Source organism: Solibacillus sp. CAU 1738, from assembly GCF_039888725.1.
Lineage (GTDB): Bacteria > Bacillota > Bacilli > Bacillales_A > Planococcaceae > Metasolibacillus.
The window spans coordinates 145,422-165,783 of sequence record NZ_JBDQQN010000001.1 but is presented as its reverse complement, the minus strand read 5'-3'; the positions used below and the strand labels follow the sequence as shown (position 1 = coordinate 165,783).

The window sequence follows — 20,362 nt, the reverse complement described above, 5'->3', positions numbered from 1 at the left end:
TCCTACAGTAACTATTTTGTCTCTGATTGTTTATGAATTAATTCTTTTAATTCATCAATAAACACATTTATATCTTTGAATTGTCGATAAACAGATGCAAATCGTACATATGCGACTTCATCAATTTTCGCTAGGCGATCCATGACCATTTCACCAACATCCTCAGAACGCACCTCTGGATTTCCAATTCGACGCAAATCTTTTTCAATCGCCATTACAAGCTCTTCTAATGAGTCTAATGGCACTGGTCGTTTTTCACATGCACGAATTAAACCACGCAGCACTTTCTCGCGACTAAATTCCTCACGTGAACCGTACTTTTTCACTACAATGAGTGGTGTTTCTTCTATTTTTTCAAACGTTGTAAAACGGAATAAACATGATTCACATTCACGCCGTCTTCTTATTTCTTTATTATCATCTACAGGTCTTGAATCAACAACGCGTGTACCGTTGTACTGACAAGCTGGACATCTCATAGTTATTTCTCCTGATTCATATCAATTTACTGTTACCATTATACCAAATAACATTTAGCGGGAGTTAGCAATTGCAAAACATTTATTATTTCCTTGAAACAGAAAAAGGCAGAGGATCAATCCCCTACCTCACTTTATTCATTTAACTAGATTTTCTTTTAAATACCAACAACAACAGGTCCCATACCGCGTGGCACAACGACTGCTTCACGCATTTTCGCGCCGAGTGCTTCCGCAATGTAATTTGCTGCTACTGTTGGATCTAAATCGCCACACGTATACACATCAATGCTAGCATAGCCATGCTCAGGAAAACTGTGGATCGTTAAATGCGATTCAGAAATAATAACTACTCCGCTTACCCCTTGAGGTGCAAATTTATGAAAAGTAACTTCACGCACTTCTGCCCCTGATCTTAAAGCGGCATCGACAAAAGTTTGTTCAATAAAGTTAACATTGTTTAACTTTTCAAAATCGCAATCCCAAAGCTCAGCAATTACATGACGCCCCATCGTTCTCATGGTTCGCTTCCCCCTTTGACATAATATTTTGTAATGTTCAAAGTCGACTACCACGGGGGAAAGTTAGTCCAAAGAGGTCCTAACCCTTTAAGTAGTCATGTGATTAAACTCACTCAAATGTGATTATAAGATTTTTCAAACAACTATGCAATAGCAAAAATATGCTATTTTAAAAACTCGTTATTAAATCCCCAAAATAGATGCATACTGCCAAAAAAACCTCGGAATTACTAATTAATCCCGAGGCAAATGTTTATGCTTTAACAGTTTCTAATGCTTTTGATACTTTTTTCGCTAAATCTACAACGCGAGCTGAGTAACCCCATTCGTTGTCATACCAAGCAAGTACTTTAACTTTGCGGTCGCCCATAACCATTGTCGTTAATCCATCAATTGTTGATGAGAAAGTTGTTGTGTTGTAATCAGAAGATACAAGCGGTTCCATAGATACATTTAAAATACCTTTCATTGGACCATCTGCTGCTGCTTGAAATGCTGCATTTACTTCTTCTACAGTTACATCTTTGTTTAAATCAACAACTAAGTCTACTAAAGATACGTTTGGTGTAGGAACACGTAACGCCATACCATGTAGTTTCCCTTGTAACTCAGGTAATACTAATGATAAAGCTTTTGCAGCACCTGTTGAAGTTGGAATAATTGACGATGCACAGTTACGCGCACGACGTAAATCTTTATGTGGATTATCTAAGTTGTTTTGGTCATTAGTATATGCATGAACTGTCGTCATTAATCCGTTATTTATCCCGAACTTATCATTTAATACTTTCGCTACAGGAGCTAAACAGTTTGTCGTACAAGATGCGTTTGAAATTACATCATGTTTAGCAAGGTCTAATAAGTTATCATTTACACCAAGAACTACTGTAATATCTTCATTTTTACCTGGAGCAGTTAAAATAACTTTTTTAGCGCCAGCTTCTAAGTGCAATGCAGCTTTTTCACGGTCGTTAAATTTACCAGTAGCTTCGATAACTAGGTCTACACCCATTTCAGCCCAAGGTAATTTTAAAGGATCGCGTTCACTAACGATCGCAACATGTTTACCATTTACGATTAAAGCGCCTTCTTGTGGCTCTACCGTACCTTCAAAAGTGCCATGATTTGTGTCATACTTAATTAAATGTGCTAAAGTTTCTGGTGGATAACTTGCGTTAATCGCCACAACACTTAACTCATCTTGTAAAATCGCCTGTCTGAATACCATACGACCAATACGGCCAAAACCGTTAATAGCAATAGAAACTGTCATTATTTTAAATGCCTCCTGTTAATTCCGATATCATATTTAATGTTATATACGCAAATTAGTATAGCATATTTAGAAAAAAGATGAACAATTTATTTCCAAAAATTTAATGTTGTTATATTCAGAAAATATTCCATTGTGATTGAATGAACTTTCACTATAATATTCCCTCAATGTGGCACATTTGACTTATTCAACATCACCAAATTCCAAAGTAAACCTAATCACAAAAAGGGCTGCCTCACATTATGAGACAGCCCTCCCCTTGTTAAATTACATTCCAATTTTGTAAAATGTGCTGTAATTGCTTTTCGGTTGCTTCTATATTCAAATTATTATAAATAACAGCATCGGCACCTTTTTCTTTCACCGACATTGGTAATTGCGAATTAATGCGCGCTAAAGCTTCATCACGCGATAAATTATTACGCTCCATTAAACGCGCCAATTGAACATCTTCCTTTACAGATACGACAAGTATCTTTTCTACATAATGCTGTAGCTTGCTTTCAAATAATAATGGAATATCCATAATGACCGTTTCCGCACCGTTCGCAACGAATTCTTCACGTTGGCGTAGCATTTCCGCACGAATAGCTGGATGAATTATATCATTTAATTGCTTACGTTTTGCTGTATCATGGAAAATAAGAGCCCCTACCTTTGCTCGGTCCATAGTGCCGTCTGTTGCAATGACTTCAGGTCCAAACGCTTCTGCAATAAGCGCTAAGGTCGGTGTACCAGGCTCTACTACTTCACGTGCTACTACATCCGCATCAACAATCGGGAGTCCGTAACCTTTTAGCATCTCCGCTACTGTACTTTTCCCACTTGCAATACTTCCTGTTAATCCAATAATCACTTTTAAACACCTACCGTTGACAGTTTGGACAATAAACAGATGTACGACCTGCAATTGTCATCGATTTTGTATTCGTCTCACAAACTGGACAAACTTTCTTCCCATACATTTTCAAACGATGCTGCATTTCTCCTGCTCCACCATTAATTGACCGATAATCTGAAATTGTCGAGCCGCCGCTATCAATACTTTCCTGTAAGACTGCTTGAATCGTAGCAAAGAGTGCCTGCTTACGCACTTTACTAATACGACTTACTTTCCTTGCTGGATGAATACTTTCTTTGAAGAGCGCTTCTGTCGCATAAATATTGCCACAACCCGAAATAACTTGCCCGTCCATAATGACTTCTTTAATCGCTTTATTCGCATACTTTGGCTTATCACATTGCGCTAAAAAAAACTTACAAGCATCTTCATCAAAGGGCTCTGGTGCCATTTTTAGTAGTGGTGGGTGATCACTTAAGTTTTTTATAAAACGCAATTCCCCAAATCGTCGAATATCTGAATAAACGAGTAGTTCCCCTGTATTTAAAGTGAAAATTGCATGGGCGTGCTTACGAAATTTTTCCTCTGTAATCCCTTCAAGCGAATCTACTATAAACCATGCTCCAGTCATTCCAAGATGGTTTACTAATATAAACGCTTCGCCATCTCGTACAATTGTAAAGAAAATATATTTTGATCTGCGCTCGATTTTTTCAATGGCCATGCCAGTCATAACTTGTTCAAATAAATGTGGCTCGATATTTTTGATGATGCACTGCTTTCCTGCAGCAGTAGACGCTAGAATTGTCTCAGACAACACAATGCCCGTAATTGATTTTCCTTCCACAGCGGGTTTCAAATCCCTTACAACGCCTTCTACTTCTGGTAATTCAGGCATAAATCCCACTCCTTACTTCGCGTCGTACCAAGATTTACCGTAGGAGTAATCTACCTTTAATGGCACAGCAAGTTCAATGGCATGCTCCATTACTTCTGGTACGATGCGTTCTAAAATCGCTACTTCCTCTTCAGGTGCTTCAAATATTAATTCGTCATGTACTTGTAATAATAATTTAGCTTGCAAGCCTTCTTGACGTAAGCGTGCATCCATATCAATCATCGCTTTTTTAATAATATCAGCAGCGCTACCTTGGATTGGTGTATTCATCGCTGTACGTTCTGCAAAGCTTCGTAAATTAAAGTTCGAGCTTTTAATATCCGGCAAATAACGGCGTCGATTTAAAATCGTTGTGACATAGCCTGCCTTTTTGGCATCTTGTACTATCGAGTCCATATAGCCTTTTACTCCTGGGAAGCTCGCTAAGTAATTGTCAATAAAGGTTGCCGCTTCTTTACGTGTAATATCTAAGTTTTGAGACAAACCATAATCACTAATGCCGTAAACAATACCGAAGTTTACCGCCTTTGCTGCACGACGCATATTTGATGTAACTTCCTCAGCAGGTACATTAAATACGTCCATCGCTGTTCGTGTATGGATATCCATTCCTTGTTTAAACGCATCTACTAATGCAGGATCTTCAGACATATGCGCTAAAACGCGTAGCTCAATTTGAGAGTAATCGGCTGCAAATAATACCCAGCCTTCATGTGATGGTACGAATGCTTGGCGAATTTTACGCCCTTCCTCTAGGCGAATCGGAATGTTTTGTAAGTTCGGGTCTGTTGAACTTAAACGTCCTGTTGCAGTCAGCGCTTGTTGGAAACGCGTATGCACCTTGCTATCTTCAGGTTGTATTTCTTTTATTAGCCCTTCAATATAAGTAGATTGTAGCTTCGATAATTGGCGATAGTTTAAAATATGCTTTACAATTTCATGCTCTGATTGTAATTTTTCAAGTACATCAGCAGCTGTTGAATAACCTGTTTTCGTCTTTTTAATTACTGGTAGCCCTAGTTTATCGAATAGAATCACACCTAATTGCTTCGGTGAATTTATATTAAATTTCTCACCTGCCAATTCGTAAATATCTTTTTCTATTATTGCAAGTTTTGCTTGTATCTCCGTACCCATTACCTCTAGTGTATCTACATCTACACGAATACCCATTATTTCCATTTTCCCTAAAACGTAAGCAAGTGGTAACTCTAAATCGTGATAAAGATCATATTGTTCGTTTTCTTTTAACTTATCTTCAACAATCGGCTGCACATTCCACACAGCAACAGCTTTACGGCTTACATGTTCTGCGAGCACCTCTTCTTCTGGCACAGCCCACTTTGCACCTTTTCCGTAAATTATTTCGTTAGATTGGACATTCGAATAGCTGAATTCTTTTGCTAGAGTCGCAACATCATCTCCTGAAATCGCTGGGTTGACGATATATGATGCAAGCAGTAAGTCGAATGCTACGCCAGCTAGATTAATATCAAGTCGGGCTAACATTGCTTGCGTCGCTTTACTATCTGCTATATATTTTTTCTTCGTTGCATCTTCAAGCCAGTCCTTTAATAACTCATTATTACATACGAGTTCGGCTGGAATGTAAGATGTAGAGTTGCCATCTGTTAAAGCAAGTCCTAGCATACGACAGCTATGATAGTGCTCATTTTCAAGCTCAACGTGAATTGCCATTTCATCTTTCAGTAGATCCGCTGTAATTTCCTTAACAATATTAAAAGTTAATTTTTCTTGTTCTTGAACTACTCCTTGCATATCGCTCTTTTCAATTAGCGATTTAAAGCCAAGTTCTCGCCATACAGCAAGCAGTGCATCTTCGTCCGGTCCTGTGTAGGTTAAATCTGCAAGCGTCACTTCAATTGGCGCTTCTGTGTAAATTGTTGCTAATTTTTTCGATAAATGCGCACTTTCTTCATTAGCTACAAGCTTCTCCTTCATTTTAGAAGCTTTCATCGAATCAATCGCTTCGTACAATGCTTCAACCGAACCATATTCTTTTAATAACTTAATTGCGGTTTTTTCTCCTACACCCGGAACACCTGGAATATTATCGGATGCATCCCCCATTAATCCTTTCATATCAATTATTTGTAGCGGCGTTAAACCGTATTTTTCTTCGATATGGGCTGGTGTGTACTTTTCAACATCCGTAATCCCTTTACGGGTGATGTATACTGTCACATTATCTGTTGCAAGCTGTGTTAAATCTTTATCGCCAGATACGATAATAACTTCAATATCGTCAGCTACCGCTTGCTTTGCTAGCGTACCGATAATGTCATCTGCTTCATACATCTCCAATTCATAGCGCTTAATATTGTACGCATCAATAAGCTTTCGAATGTATGGGAATTGTTCTGATAATTCAGGTGGCGTTTTTTGACGCCCCCCTTTATATTCACCGTATGATTCATGACGGAAAGTCGTTTTCCCAGCATCAAATGCAACGAGCATTTGCGTTGGATTTTCCTCCTCTAAAACTTTTTGTAGCATTGTCGTAAAACCGTACGCAGCATTTGTATGAATACCGCTATCATTTGTCAGCAATGGTAACGCAAAAAAGGCACGATAAGCTAAGCTATTGCCGTCTAATAATAATAATTTTTCTTTCGCCATACAGCACAACCCCTTCTATCATTAAATATATAAAACATGCGTTCGAAATCCTCTCTAGTTTACTTTAGCGTGAAAACTAGGATTTTACCACCAAAAAAGCTATACAAGAAGACATTTATCTTCTTGCATAGCTTCCATTTTATGCTTCGCTTTCTTTACTGGCTATTGCTGTTGCATATGCCGCTTTAGCTTCTGCTACTAACTCAGGGGATTGAATAAAGTCGTAGCCAGTTTGCGCTAATGCAATTGCACCTTTCACAAGTGCAGCGTAACCTACTTCAGAGTTTGCCGCTTCTCTAAATTCATTCGTATGAGCAACTAAATCATCTGGTCCGATTTTAATATAACCGTGTGCAGTTGGTACTTCGTAACTAATATTTCCTGCATCTGTTGAACCAAGACCGCCATCGCGTTTTAATTCTAAATGTTCACCAACAGCAGCAAGCTTTTCGCCCAATACACGGTCTACAACATCATTTATAACTAAATCCTTTACTTCATTTTGGAAGCGTTCGATTTTCACTGTTGCGCCTGTAATAAGTGCTGCACCTTCAGCAATTGCACGAACACGTTCTACAACTTCCTCCGTTTTTTTCCACGTATTGGCACGGAAGTAGAAGCGAGCAGATGCATAATCTGGAACAATATTTGGTGCATCCCCGCCATGTGTAATAATGCCGTGAATACGTACATCTGATGGTACGTGCTGACGCAATGCGTTAATACCGTTATAAAGCTGAATAACTGCATCTAATGCATTAATCCCTTTTTCAGGCGAGCCCGATGCATGCGCTGCTTTTCCGTAAAAATGAAAATCTAAAGGATCAACAGCTAATGAATTCGATGTTAGCGATGTTTTTCCAGACGGGTGTAGCATTAATGCGATATCAACATCTTTTAAGTAGCCATGGCGCACGAAGCTACCTTTCGCACTGCCATTCGGTCCACCTTCTTCAGCAGGAGTACCTAATACTACGACACGTCCACCAGTTTGTTCGATAGTTTCTGCTAAGGCGATTGCTGCTGCAACACTTGTCACACCAATAATATTATGACCGCATGCATGCCCTAAACCTGGTAGTGCATCATACTCTGCTAAATAAGCGATTGTTGGACCCGGCTTGCCGCTATCTTTTACAGCATAGAATGATGTTTCATGACCAGCAACTGCTGTATCAATATGAAACTGTGCATCACGTAATATATTCACTAATTGCTCGCTTGCAAAAAACTCCTTATTACCGATTTCCGGATTAGCATGAATCGCCTTACTAACCTCAATATATTGAGCCTTTGATCGTTCGACTGATTGTACAATAACATCATGTCCATTAATTGCTGTTGTCATGAAAAAACACTCCTCTTATTTTTGATTTTTTAAATCTTCAAATGTAGTTTTTAATTGCTCATCTGTGAGAATAACAAGCTTTGAACCACCATTTGTATCTTCAGTAATCACTTTTTCAATTTCTTCTGAATGGTATAATTCTATAATTTTCTTGTATGTAGCATTATCTATATCTTCAGCACGTGCTGCAATAATGTTTACATAAGGGAATACACTATCGTCTTCAGCTAGTTCACGGTAAATTGGATCTTCACCTGGCGAAAGCCCCGCTTGCCCAGCAATACCATTATTAATAACTGCCGCTGCAACATCTGGTAATACATGTGGTGTTTGTTGTGCAACCATTGGAATAATATCTAATTTCAAACGATTTTCTGTAATTTTTGTTGGGTCTCCAAATAAACCGAAGTCATCTGCCAATTTAATAAAACCTGCCGATTCAAGTAAACGCAATGCTCTAGCTTGGTTTGTCGGATCATCTGGAATTGCGATTTTGTCACCTTCTTTAATTTCATTTATATCTTTAATTTTTTCTGAATATAAACCTAAAGGTGCAAATATTGTTGAACCGATTGGCACTAAATCATTGCCGCTCTCTTTTACATAACTAGCTAAGAAAGAAATGTGTTGGAATGCATTTAAATCCACATCCCCTTGTGCTAAAGCGTTATTTGGTAATGTGTAGTCCGAGAATTCGATTAGTTCTATTTCGATACCTTCTGCCGCTAATTTTTCTTTTAAGATTGGCCACTGTGCACCGTCTGCACCATTAACACCGATTTTAATCACTTTTGAAGCCTCGGCATTAGTTGCCTCATTTCCTCCACATGCTGCTAAAGCAATTGCAGCTAGTGCCGTTACAATTAGTAATAATATTTTCTTCATATTCTTAGTTCTCCTATCGTCTTAATATTTTTTTAGATAAAGCATTGCCTAGCCACTGAGCTAATTGTACAAGGACTATTAATATAACAACCGTAACAATCATGACACTACCATCAAAGCGTTGGTAACCGTATGTAATTGCTACATGTCCAAGTCCACCGCCTCCTACTGTTCCCGCTACTGCCGAGAAGTCAATTAAGCTAATTGTTACAAACGTTAAACCTAAAATAAGTGGACCGAGCGCTTCAGGAATAAGAACTGTATAAATAATTTGAAATGGACTTGCTCCCATCGCCCTTGCTGCTTCAATAACACCTGGATCAATACTAATTAAGTTAGTTTCAACTATCCTCGCTATACCAAATGCCGCCGCGATTGTCATTGGGAATACAGCTGCTGTTGTCCCAATCGTTGTACCCATTACTATTCTTGTCAATGGAGAAAGTGCCACAAGGAAAATAATGAACGGTATTGGACGAATGATATTAATAAATAAATTTAGAGCGTTGAACGTGATTTTACTTTCTAAAATATTATTTTCACGTGTGACAAACAAAAGTAAACCTAGAGTAATACCTAGAATTGAACCGAAAATCAGCGTTAATAACACCATATAAAGCGTCTCACCTGTTGCTTCCACAATTCTTGGCCAAAATGTAGTCCAATCAACCTTCATCAGCTAAAACCTCCTCGATATCTACTTTCAGCGCTAACTCATCAATAACTTTTTTCACATCGTTTATTTGCCCTTCAAACGATACTACTAGATTACCGAATAGCTGCTGCTGAATTTCTCGAACTGAACCATACACAATATTAAAGTGGATTCCGTGTTTTTGTGTTACTTCTGAAAGTAGCGGATTATTCGTTACAGCCCCTTTAAATAACACACGGTATAAATGCTGCCCACCATTTCCTTTCCATTCTTGCAATACTTCTGTCGAAGGAATATCTTGATGCACCGACTGGATAAATCGTTGTGTTGTCGTATGCTTTGGTCGCGTAAATACATCAAATACATCACCTGATTCAATCACTTCCCCTTGCTCCATTACAGCAACGCGGTTACAAATTGTTTGAATAACATTCATTTCATGTGTGATTAGTAGTACCGTAATGCCAAGTTCAGCATTTACACGTTTTAGTAATTTTAAAATATCGGCTGTCGTTTCTGGATCAAGCGCAGAGGTTGCTTCATCACAAATTAAAATTTCCGGTGAAGTTGCAAGTGCCCTAGCAATTCCTACACGTTGTTTTTGCCCACCTGATAGCTGCTCTGGGTAGTCATTTGCTTTATCTGATAAACCAACGAAAGATAATAGTTCTTTTGTTTTACGTTCAATTTCTGCTTTTGACACACCTTCTAACTTTAACGGATACCCGATATTCCCTGCCACGGTTCTCGATGTGAATAAATTAAAATTTTGAAAAATCATACCTATTCTTCTACGCAATGTACGGAGCTCTTTACTTGAGAGCGAGGCTAAATCCGTTCCATTAACCTTCACTACACCTGAAGTAGGCTTTTCAAGTAAGTTCACTAAGCGGAGTAATGTACTTTTCCCTGCACCACTAAAACCAATAACACCGAAAATATCCTCTTTATTAATTGTGAGCGTTACGTTTTTTACTGCATGAACATCTCGTTTTGGTGTTTCGAAACTTTTCGAAACATTTAAAAATTCAATCATTTTAAAACCTACTTTCCCCATAAAACATCTTTGTTTTTTAAATATAAAAAAACCTTTCGTTTCTTAAAAGAAAAAGAAACAAAAGGTTTTCAAATCGAAAAGCACTTTGTTCTCATCTTCCAAGCATACGCTTGCAGGATTTGGCACATTGCATAATTGCTGTTGCCGAGACTTCAAAGGGCCTGTCCCTCCATCTCTCTTGATAAGAATTGTGACTTATTAAATTGTTTGATTAATTGTTTACTACTTTAAACCTTAGTAATCTGCTTGTCAATCATTTATCTAAAATTAATGATTTTTTTGAAAATACGCAAGAATTGTACACATATTTTATTATTTTAACTTTTTAAATTTAAAGTTTGCCGCTGTATTTTGTTTTTCTTTATAAAAAATTTCTTCAAAAATGACAGTTAATAAAAAGGCATTTAAAAAACTAAATACTAAATATAAAGGCATGCCCCCTAAATTATATGTCATTAATCCTCGAGCAAACACTTCTACAAAGCCTACTTGTGCAAAATAAAAAATCATGCCAACCCCAACTTGCCAAATCGGGCGCTTATCTTCACGTTTTTCGAACCATAAAACTTTTTTAAACGAATTTCGAACATCTTCTGCAATAACTAAACCGACAAACATTAATATTATAAATAAAACTGGTATATGAAAAATACTAGCATTCATCCAAGTAAAATTAGTAGATTGGAACAGTGCTGTTACGGATGTGGCGATAATGAACGCTAGTAATGTATTTTGAATCCATTTACTCAAGTGCATTCACCCCTTAATAAAGTTTCATAGACTATTATAACAAAAAATATATTATTTTAAAGTAATATATTTTTCCGTAACAAAATAGATAGCTTCAACGAATTAGAAAATACATTACAAATCAAGGAAAAAACACCGACAAATGACGTTTAAACAGTCATTTATCGGTGTTTCAAGTTCAACCTGTATGTGAACAATCGTATCTCAATTGAGGTTATTTATTACTAAAAACTCTCTTCTAATCTTAAATTGAATTCTATTCTATATATCCAGATAATAGTTTCGCATACGGAGAATCTGATGGTAAAATAATCATCGTATCTTCTCCGATCGTTTTCTTGTACGATTCTAATGTGCGGTATAGTGAGTAGAATTCAGGGTCTTTTGAGAACGCTTCGTTAAAAATTTTTGCAGCTTCAGCTTCCCCTTGAGCTTGAATGAGTGAAGCTTCTTTATTTGCTGTAGCAAGTTTCTGCTGAACTTTTTGATCCGTCTCCGCTTCAATACGTTTTTTATCCGCATCCCCTTCTGATAAATATGTTTGCGCAGTTTTTTCACGTTCTGAAATCATACGATTATAAATGGCTTGCTCATTTTCCGGTGGTAAATCTGTACGACGAATCCGTACATCAACTACCTCAATACCGTAATTATCATTAGATAATAACTCGTTAACCTTTTCTGTAATACTGTCGTTAATATTACCACGCGATGAATTTCCATCATTTATAATTTCACCATATGGTAATTTACCAAGTTCAGAACGAATAACTGAATATATAAACTCACTCATACGTCGCTCAGCATTTTGTAATGTACCTGCATTGGAAATCAAAGCTTTCGGATCCACAACACGCCAAACCGCATAGTTATCAATAATAATTCGTTTTTTGTCTTTCGTATTAATTTCTTCCTGTGTCATATCATACGTCATTAAATTTTTCGGTAAAGTCGTCACACTTTGGATGAATGGTACTTTCATGTGGAGGCCAGGTTCACGCTCATATTTTACGACCTCACCGAACTGACGCACAACTTTATATTCGCTTTCTTTTACGACATATAGATTCGCAATAACTATAACCATAATTGCAAAAATGACAGTCATGAGAATGCCAGAAGTTACCCATTGACGCATATTAACTGGTTTCTTTTCCTTTTTCGGCTTTTTTGCATTAGACGTATTCGGCTCCATATCAACAACATTTTTACGTTTTTTATTTTTATCTGCAAATAAATTTTTAATGAATTTCTCTAAATCTCCATCAAAATTATTATTACTCATTAATTACCACTCCCTTCTGTTTTACCCGTAGTCGTTGGAGGCTGAATCGGTAAGTATTTCAGCGTACTACCCTCATCGTCATTCATAATATAAATTTGTGCATTAGGTAGTACATTCTCTAATGTTTCGAGAACTAAACGTTCACGTGTAATCGCTTTGTTACCTTTGTATTCGTTATATAGTTTATTAAATACTGCTACCTCCCCTCGTGCTTGCTCAATGCGGGCAAACTTTTGTCCTTCCGCCTTTGCTTGTATAGCAGCAATTTCTCCTTCCACTTCACTATTACGTTGGTTTTCATATTTTTGTGCTTCGTTTCGTTTTGTATCTTTCATTTCACGTGCATCTGTTACCGCTGTAAATGCCGCACGAACCTCTGCATTCGGTAATTCTACATCTTGTAGCTTGACACCTAAAACGCTAATCCCAATATCATATTTATTAACTAGTTCTACTAATAAATCACGCGTTTTTGCTTCGATTTCAGATTTCCCTTCCGTTAAAGCGTCATCAATTTTAGAGCTACCGATAATCGAACGAATTGAACTTGATGTCGCACTGTGTAATATTTCTTTCGGATTTTGTGAGCTGAATAAATATTTTTTTGGATCGGTAATTTTCCACTGTACAACTAAATCCGTTAACACGATGAATTCATCACCTGTAATCATTTTCGTTTCGGCATCGTACACTTCCATCGAGCCGTCTGGTGCTTCCTTATATCCGAACTCTAAACTAAATGTTTCCTTCGACAATACTTCTACACTTTGTACGGGCCACGGTAATTTAAAATGTAAACCTGATTCTGTAATGATCTCATCCGCGCTACCAAATGTAATGACGACCGCTTGCTCTGATTCATCCACGGTATACCAAGATGTTAATACTACAATTAAGCCTACAACTGCAAATAACCCTAATGCTATCGTTAATAATGTTCGCTTTACGCTCATGCTTATTCCTCCCTTATTATGTATAAGTATCCTAAATAGGAAACTTTTTATATATAATTCATTTACGGGATTAGTTTGCAAAAAGTTTCACAAAAACGAAAAAAGTAGTGAGCGTTCATCCGCTCACCACTTTTTACTTACTATTTTATTCAATTAGAAATAGGGGTTTCTAATACATACTATAAAGGTAAATGTTAAATTTCTTGTAACAGCTTTGTAAATATTTTGTTAAGATGGCTTATCGAGCGGTAATAAAATTTTAATACACGTACCTTTCCCTACTTCGCTAGTTACTTGAATTTTACCATGATGTGCTTCGACTAAGTGCTTTACAATGGCTAAACCGAGCCCCGTACCTCCTGAATTTCTACTACGAGCTCGATCCACACGGTAAAAGCGCTCAAAAATACGAGCGATTTCACTCTTCTCGATACCAATACCCTGATCCTCAACTTCCACAATACCATATTCATCCGTTTCTTTAATACGCAGTGTCACCGTCGTTCCTTCAGGAGAATACATAATCGCATTTGCTATTAAATTCGTAAATATTTGTATAAGACGATTCGCATCTGCTAGTACGCGCACATCTCTTGCAATATCAACTGAGAACTGCATATCTTTTTCGTCTAAACGTGGACTCGTTACATCGACTGCTCGGATAAGAACATCTTGTAAACTCGTAGACATTATATCAACCGAAAAGCCATGTTGTTCAATTTTCGACAGTTCTAATAAATCTTGAATAAGCATTTGCAGACGATTACTTTCTTGGTACATAATATCTAAAAACGACAGTAGCATTTTCTCATCTTTGTAGGCTCCATCAAGCAATGTCTCCGAAAAGCCTTTAATAGACGTAATGGGCGTTCGAAGTTCATGCGACACATTGGCTACGAAGTCTTTGCGAATTTGTTCTAAACGCACGAGTTCTGTTACATCATGCATAACGAGCACTACACCAAGCCATCTACCATTCTCTCCAACAACAGGCGCACCATATACAAATTTATATGTTATTTCTTGCTGCACTTCCATTTCAAGCTGCTTTCGGTATGGTAGCTCAGTTAAAAACACATGGTCAATAAAAGCCTCTAGCTCTTCAGGTAAACCAAGTGTTAAAAAGTTTTTATCTCTTACTTGCCCATACTCTAAACCAAAACGTTCTAAAAATCGTTTATTAACAATGGATACATGCCCTTCACGGTCAATCATCATGAGGGCACTACCCATGTTTTCAATTAATGTTTTTAAACGCTCATCTTCAATTTCGCGCATTTTCGTAATATCTTGTAAATTACGGGCTAAAATATTTATAGAGTTCCGCAACTCAACAATTGTTTTAGGTCCATTTGCAAAAGCACGCGCACGATAATTCCCTACCGCTAGCTCCCTCGCTGTCTTTGTAACATTAACAATCGGCTCAACAAAATTAAGCACCATTTTATAAGTTAGAACACTAAGAATTATAAGAGCTATAGTAAATAAAAAACCGAGTACAAGCAGTAAACGCATTTGCAAATAACTTAAATGTTCATGGTCTGCACTGAATTCATACGTTTGCAGCAATTGTTCTTGTTGCTCACTTGTCAGCTCAACATTTGCTTCTTGTAAAAGTTCTTTAACATTTTTTTGCGAAATTTCAATTTGTGACTGCATATAATCCTTTACATAAAAAGGAAAAAGCTGACCTATGACAAGCACTAGGACAGCAAAAATAGCCACTAAGAGAAATACGAACGAAAAGAATAAACGGCCACTCATTGATTTATTCATTTTTTGGGCTCCTCAAATTTATATCCGAGTCCGCGAATTGTTTTAATAAATAGCGGTTTACGGCTATTTTCTTCGATTTTTTCACGCAAATGGCTAATATGCACATCAACAATGCGTGTATCGCCAGCAAAATCATAATTCCACACTGCACTTAATAGCTGATCACGCGTTAGAACACGGTTTTTATTTTCTAGTAAATAAACAAGTAATTCGAACTCTTTTGGTGTAAATTCAAGTGCTTCTTCTTCTAAAGATGCTTCAAACCGCTCTGGAAATACTTTCAAAGGTCCATATTCATACAGCTTTTCACCTGTCTTTATTTCCTCTATAACTGGCGTAGTAAAACGACGTAATACAGCTTTAACACGTGCAATAACTTCACGCGGGCTAAATGGTTTAGTCATATAATCATCTGCCCCTAGCTCAAGCCCAAGCACTTTATCAAATTCATCATCACGCGCTGTTAACATTATAATAGGAATATTCTTCCTTAAGCTACGTAGTTCTTTACATACTTCCATACCATCTAGTTTCGGTAACATTAAATCAAGTAGCATTAAATCTGGGGCCTTTTCTATAGCTAATTCAAGACCAACTTTGCCATCATGTGCAAGCAATACTGTAAAACCTGCCTGCTCTAAATTATATTGCAGAAGTGTTGCGATTGACACTTCATCTTCAACAATTAAAATTGTTTTTCCCATTGAATTTGCCTCCATCATCGATTTGAAACCCCCATTTCAAACCTAATTATAAATAAGGAGGTGAAACTTTTAGAATGCCCTCAATTACTAATTCTCGTTGCGCATTATTAGCCGTTACAGCAATTGACACTTCATTATTTTGTACATCGACTTCATCGACTTGCAAAACAAAATCAATCGTCTCATAATGACGCACTGGCTGTAAAAACTTAATCGACTGTTCCTTAATATATGAGCCTGGGCCAGGTACATGTTTAGAAATAGTAGACGTAATAATACCATTCAGCATAATTTGCGGTACGATAGGTTGTTCAAAAGGGGTCTTAGCTGCATAATCATGCTGAATAAATAAAGGATTATTATCATTCGTTAACCCTAAATATAACAGTAAATCTTTGTCTTCTATTTTTTCGGTAACATGCAATTTTTCACCAACAGTAATATCAGCTATCCTTTTACCTTGCTTCCCATCTTTTCGTAGCAACACTCACGCAACTCCCTTTTATATGAGACTACATTCATAGTAACAATTTTTTCAGAAAAGTACAATTATGTATAAATAGACACCCATTATTAATCATACTATATGAAAAGCGTATTCGCTAAACTCTATTTCGAAAGCGGGTTGTCGTTGCGTGCGGAATCCTTCTTTATTTACCATCTATAATAATAAAAAAAGACGAGGAATTGCTTCCCCGTCACGCGCATATTTTATTAATCTAAAATTCGCAGTACTGATTTAACAGCTTCAGCAGAATTGTCTAATGCTGCTTTTTCATTGTCCGTTAATTCAAGTTCAAAGATCTTTTCAATACCATTAGCACCAAGTAACGTTGGAACACCTAGGTAAATATCGTGATATCCATATTCACCTTCAAGAAGAGCGATTGATGGTAATACACGTTTTTGATCTTTAAGGATAGCTTCAGCCATTTCGATTAGTGCCGCTGCTGGAGCATAATATGCAGAACCGTTACCAAGTAAGTTTACTATTTCAGCACCGCCATTACGCGTACGGTCAACGATTTCCTCTAAACGCTCAGGCTCAATTAACGTTTCTAATGGGATTCCTCCAGCGAATGAATAACGAGTAAGCGGCACCATTGTATCACCATGCCCACCTAATACAAAACCAGTAATGTCTTTTACAGAGATGTTAAGTTCTTCAGCGATGAATGAACGGAAACGAGCTGTATCAAGAACCCCTGATTGACCGATTACGCGATTTTTAGGGAATCCAGTAGTTTTATAAACAGTGTAAGTCATAGCATCAACTGGGTTAGTCAAAACTAAAATTGTTGCGTTTGGAGAGTATTTTGCGATTTCTGTAGATACAGAAATCATTACTTTTTGATTGATTTGAACTAAATCATCACGGCTCATACCTGGTTTACGAGCAACACCAGCCGTAATGATAACTATATCAGAATCAGCCGTATCGGCGTAGTTAGAAGAACCAATTACTTTAGCGTCAAAGCCTTGTACTGGTGAAGCTTCAAACATATCTAAAGCTTTCCCCTTTGTTGGGTTTTCTGCTGCAGGAATATCAACTAACACTACATCACCAAGTTCTTTTTGTGCCGCTAAGAAAGCTGCAGTAGCACCAGTGAAACCGCCGCCGATTACTGAGATTTTTTTTCGCTTCAAAGTCATTTGAATACACTCCTTTGATTGTTGGTTTAATAATTTTCATTCTACGAAAAGAGGGAGGAGGCTATGCTCTCTCCCTCAATTAAACAAATCAAGTGTGTTACTATATTTCGTTTTATTCAAAAAGAAACGGAAAATTAAAGATTTTTAATTAACTCATCAGCGAATTCTGAACATTTTACTTCTTTAGCGCCGTCCATTAAACGAGCAAAGTCATAAGTTACAACTTTAGAAGAAATTGTTTTTTCTACTGATTTTGTAATGCTGTCTGCTGCTTCTTGCCATCCTAAATGTTCAAGCATTAATACACCTGAAAGTAATACTGAAGATGGGTTTACTTTATCTAAGCCAGCATATTTTGGAGCTGTACCATGAGTAGCTTCAAAGATCGCGTGACCAGTTACGTAGTTAATGTTCGCACCTGGAGCAATACCGATACCACCAACTTGTGCAGCTAGTGCATCAGAAATATAGTCACCATTTAAGTTCATAGTAGCTACTACATCGAACTCAGTTGGACGAGTTAAAATTTGTTGTAAGAAGATATCAGCGATTGAATCTTTTACTAAGATTTTGCCAGCAGCTAATGCATCTGCTTGTGCTTTGTTTGCAGCTTCTTCACCTTGTTCTGCTTTAATTGCATCATATTGGTTCCAAGTGAAAGTTTGGTCTGCAAATTCAGTTTCAGCTAATTCATAACCCCATTTTTTGAATCCACCTTCAGTGAATTTCATGATGTTACCTTTGTGAACTAATGTTACAGAAGGACGGTTATGTTTAATAGCATACTCGATAGCAGAACGCACTAATCGCTCAGTACCTTCTTTAGATACAGGTTTTACACCGATACCTGAAGTTTCTGGGAAACGGATTTGTTTTACACCAAATTCTGATTGTAAGAAGTTGATGATTTTTTGAGCTTGTTCAGATCCAGCCTCGAATTCGATACCAGCGTAGATGTCTTCTGTGTTTTCACGGAAAATAACCATGTCCACATCTTCTGGACGTTTAACTGGAGAAGGTACTCCGTCAAAGTGACGTACTGGACGTAAGCATACATATAGGTCAAGTTGTTGACGTAATGCTACGTTTAGGGAACGGATACCGCCACCGATTGGAGTTGTAAGTGGACCTTTAATAGCGATTAAATATTCGTTAATTTTATCTAAAGTTTCTTGTGGTAACCATTCACCAGTTTGGTTGAATGCTTTTTCACCAGCTAAAACTTCTAACCATTCGATTTTCTTTTCACCATTGTAAGCTTTTTCTACAGCTGCGTCGATTACGCGAGATGCTGCTGCCCAAATATCTGGACCAATACCGTCACCCTCGATGAATGGGATTACTGGGTTGTTAGGTACGTTAAGTACACCGTTTTCTACTACAATTTTACTGTTAGTCATGAATATTGCCTCCTGTATTCGTAAATCTAGGACTGAGCGATGGGCACAGTCCTAGATAAGTTTAGCATATTTTCTAAATTATCGCTCTTCAACTGGAACATATTTTTGCATACCTGGTCCAACATACTCAGCACGTGGACGGATTAAACGGTTGTTAGCGTATTGCTCAAGGATATGTGCAACCCAACCAGAAGTACGTGAAACAGCGAAGATTGGTGTGAATAGATCATGCTCGATACCTAGTGAATCATATACAGATGCAGAGAAGAAGTCTACGTTTGCAGGTAGTTTCTTTTGTTCTACAATCATATCATGGATTTTAACTGACATTTCATAAAGCTCTGGTTTGCCAGTAAGTTCAGTTAATTTTTGTGACATTACACGTAAATGTGGTGCACGTGGGTCGCCTTTACGGTATACGCGGTGACCGAAGCCCATGATTTTTTCTTTGTTATCAAGTTTAGTTTGGATGTATGTTTCAACATTCTCAAGTGAACCGATTTCAGATAACATTTTCATTACTTGCTCATTTGCCCCACCATGAAGTGGACCTTTAAGAGCGCCGATTGCAGCAGTTACACCTGAATATACATCAGAAAGTGTAGCTACACATACACGTGCAGTAAATGTAGATGCGTTTAATTCGTGGTCAGCATGTAAAACTAGCGCTTTGTCGAATGCCTCAACTTCGATTGGTGCTGGTTCTGTGCCTTTTAACATGTATAAGAAGTTTGCAGCGTAACCAAGTTCTGGTTTTGGAGCTACTGGCTCTAAACCTTTACGGATACGAGAGAATGCAGTTACTACAGTAGCAATTTTCGCTTGTAGGCGAATTGCTTTGCGGTAGTTAGCTTCTGGTTCCATTACGTCTGCTTCTTCGTCAAATACACCTAGTAATGAAACAGCTGTACGTAAAGCTGCCATTGGGTGAACTGTATTTAATGGATATGATTTAAACTGATCAAGAATTGCTTGTGGCACTGCCATGTTATCAGCTAATTGTTGTTTTAATTCAGCAAGCTCGTCCGCTTTTGGTAAACGAGTATGCCATAATAAATAAATAACTTCTTCAAAGCTTGCATTGTCTGCTAAATCGTCAATATTATAACCTACGTATGTAAGTGTGTCGTCAATAATTGAACTGATTTTAGACTCCGCCGCTACGATACCTTCTAAACCGCGTGTTGCTGTCATAAATAATCGCTCCCTCATGTTTTAGTTGTTTTGTAAGTGCTTTCTTA

Annotated in this window: 19 protein-coding genes and 1 riboswitch; all 19 genes read right to left on the bottom strand. The window is 37.5% G+C overall.

All coding sequences use genetic code 11. The annotated features are described in order from the left end of the window. Window positions 1-11: 11 nt before the first annotated feature. The 19 genes from nrdR to citZ all read right to left on the bottom strand — a co-directional run bounded on the left by nrdR (window position 12) and on the right by citZ (window position 20,315). Window positions 12-479 carry a transcriptional regulator NrdR gene (gene nrdR, locus AAFN87_RS00825; protein WP_347789095.1) on the bottom strand — a complete coding sequence of 156 codons (468 nt, stop codon included), beginning with the start codon at window positions 477-479 and terminating at the stop codon, window positions 12-14. A 158-nt stretch (window positions 480-637) separates the two neighbouring features. After that, entirely contained in the window at window positions 638-1,000 is a 363-nt protein-coding gene (gene speD / locus AAFN87_RS00820; RefSeq protein ID WP_347789094.1) for an adenosylmethionine decarboxylase, read from the bottom strand. Between the two features lie 253 nt (window positions 1,001-1,253). After that, the gene (locus AAFN87_RS00815; RefSeq protein ID WP_347789093.1) at window positions 1,254-2,273 is read right to left on the bottom strand and encodes a glyceraldehyde-3-phosphate dehydrogenase; all 1,020 of its coding nucleotides are present in this window, start codon (window positions 2,271-2,273) and stop codon (window positions 1,254-1,256) included. 265 nt (window positions 2,274-2,538) lie between these two features. After that, a complete protein-coding gene (coaE, locus tag AAFN87_RS00810) occupies window positions 2,539-3,132 on the bottom strand; it encodes a dephospho-CoA kinase (RefSeq protein ID WP_347789092.1) in 594 nt (197 codons plus the stop codon). A 10-nt stretch (window positions 3,133-3,142) separates the two neighbouring features. Further along, window positions 3,143-4,015 carry a bifunctional DNA-formamidopyrimidine glycosylase/DNA-(apurinic or apyrimidinic site) lyase gene (gene mutM / locus AAFN87_RS00805; RefSeq protein ID WP_347789091.1) on the bottom strand — a complete coding sequence of 291 codons (873 nt, stop codon included), beginning with the start codon at window positions 4,013-4,015 and terminating at the stop codon, window positions 3,143-3,145. 12 nt (window positions 4,016-4,027) lie between these two features. Next, window positions 4,028-6,655, bottom strand: a complete 2,628-nt coding sequence (gene polA, locus AAFN87_RS00800; protein WP_347789090.1) for a DNA polymerase I — start codon at window positions 6,653-6,655, stop codon at window positions 4,028-4,030. Between the two features lie 139 nt (window positions 6,656-6,794). Further along, window positions 6,795-8,003, bottom strand: a complete 1,209-nt coding sequence (locus tag AAFN87_RS00795) for a M20 family metallopeptidase (RefSeq protein WP_347789089.1) — start codon at window positions 8,001-8,003, stop codon at window positions 6,795-6,797. Window positions 8,004-8,018: 15 nt separating this feature from the next. Then, entirely contained in the window at window positions 8,019-8,888 is an 870-nt protein-coding gene (locus AAFN87_RS00790; protein ID WP_347789088.1) for a MetQ/NlpA family ABC transporter substrate-binding protein, read from the bottom strand. A gap of 13 nt (window positions 8,889-8,901) precedes the next feature. Continuing rightward, window positions 8,902-9,564 carry a methionine ABC transporter permease gene (locus AAFN87_RS00785; protein WP_347789087.1) on the bottom strand — a complete coding sequence of 221 codons (663 nt, stop codon included), beginning with the start codon at window positions 9,562-9,564 and terminating at the stop codon, window positions 8,902-8,904. Continuing rightward, window positions 9,554-10,579: a methionine ABC transporter ATP-binding protein gene (locus AAFN87_RS00780; protein WP_347789086.1), complete on the bottom strand. Its 1,026-nt coding sequence runs from the start codon at window positions 10,577-10,579 to the stop codon at window positions 9,554-9,556. Before AAFN87_RS00780 ends, AAFN87_RS00785 begins: the two co-directional genes overlap by 11 nt. A gap of 109 nt (window positions 10,580-10,688) precedes the next feature. After that, window positions 10,689-10,788, bottom strand: a riboswitch (SAM riboswitch). A 124-nt stretch (window positions 10,789-10,912) separates the two neighbouring features. Further along, on the bottom strand, window positions 10,913-11,356 hold the full coding sequence (locus tag AAFN87_RS00775) for a DNA polymerase I (RefSeq protein ID WP_347789085.1): 444 nt from the start codon (window positions 11,354-11,356) through the stop codon (window positions 10,913-10,915). Between the two features lie 250 nt (window positions 11,357-11,606). Beyond that, window positions 11,607-12,635, bottom strand: coding sequence for a protease modulator HflC (hflC, locus tag AAFN87_RS00770; RefSeq protein WP_347789084.1), 1,029 nt, complete (start codon window positions 12,633-12,635; stop codon window positions 11,607-11,609). Next, on the bottom strand, window positions 12,635-13,588 hold the full coding sequence (gene hflK, locus AAFN87_RS00765) for an FtsH protease activity modulator HflK (protein ID WP_347789083.1): 954 nt from the start codon (window positions 13,586-13,588) through the stop codon (window positions 12,635-12,637). The genes hflC and hflK overlap by 1 nt, the downstream gene beginning before the upstream one ends. Before the next feature lie 228 nt (window positions 13,589-13,816). Next, a complete protein-coding gene (gene pnpS, locus AAFN87_RS00760; protein ID WP_347789082.1) occupies window positions 13,817-15,364 on the bottom strand; it encodes a two-component system histidine kinase PnpS in 1,548 nt (515 codons plus the stop codon). Next, entirely contained in the window at window positions 15,361-16,068 is a 708-nt protein-coding gene (locus tag AAFN87_RS00755) for a winged helix-turn-helix domain-containing protein (RefSeq protein ID WP_347789081.1), read from the bottom strand. Before AAFN87_RS00755 ends, pnpS begins: the two co-directional genes overlap by 4 nt. Window positions 16,069-16,114: 46 nt before the next feature. Continuing rightward, window positions 16,115-16,555: a MaoC/PaaZ C-terminal domain-containing protein gene (locus AAFN87_RS00750; protein WP_347789080.1), complete on the bottom strand. Its 441-nt coding sequence runs from the start codon at window positions 16,553-16,555 to the stop codon at window positions 16,115-16,117. Between the two features lie 227 nt (window positions 16,556-16,782). Continuing rightward, a complete protein-coding gene (mdh, locus tag AAFN87_RS00745; RefSeq protein ID WP_347789079.1) occupies window positions 16,783-17,721 on the bottom strand; it encodes a malate dehydrogenase in 939 nt (312 codons plus the stop codon). A 134-nt stretch (window positions 17,722-17,855) separates the two neighbouring features. Beyond that, window positions 17,856-19,121 (bottom strand): NADP-dependent isocitrate dehydrogenase, encoded by a 1,266-nt coding sequence (gene icd, locus AAFN87_RS00740; RefSeq protein WP_347789078.1) that lies wholly within the window; start codon window positions 19,119-19,121, stop codon window positions 17,856-17,858. A 78-nt stretch (window positions 19,122-19,199) separates the two neighbouring features. Continuing rightward, window positions 19,200-20,315: a citrate synthase gene (gene citZ / locus AAFN87_RS00735; protein ID WP_347789077.1), complete on the bottom strand. Its 1,116-nt coding sequence runs from the start codon at window positions 20,313-20,315 to the stop codon at window positions 19,200-19,202. Window positions 20,316-20,362: the final 47 nt, after the last annotated feature.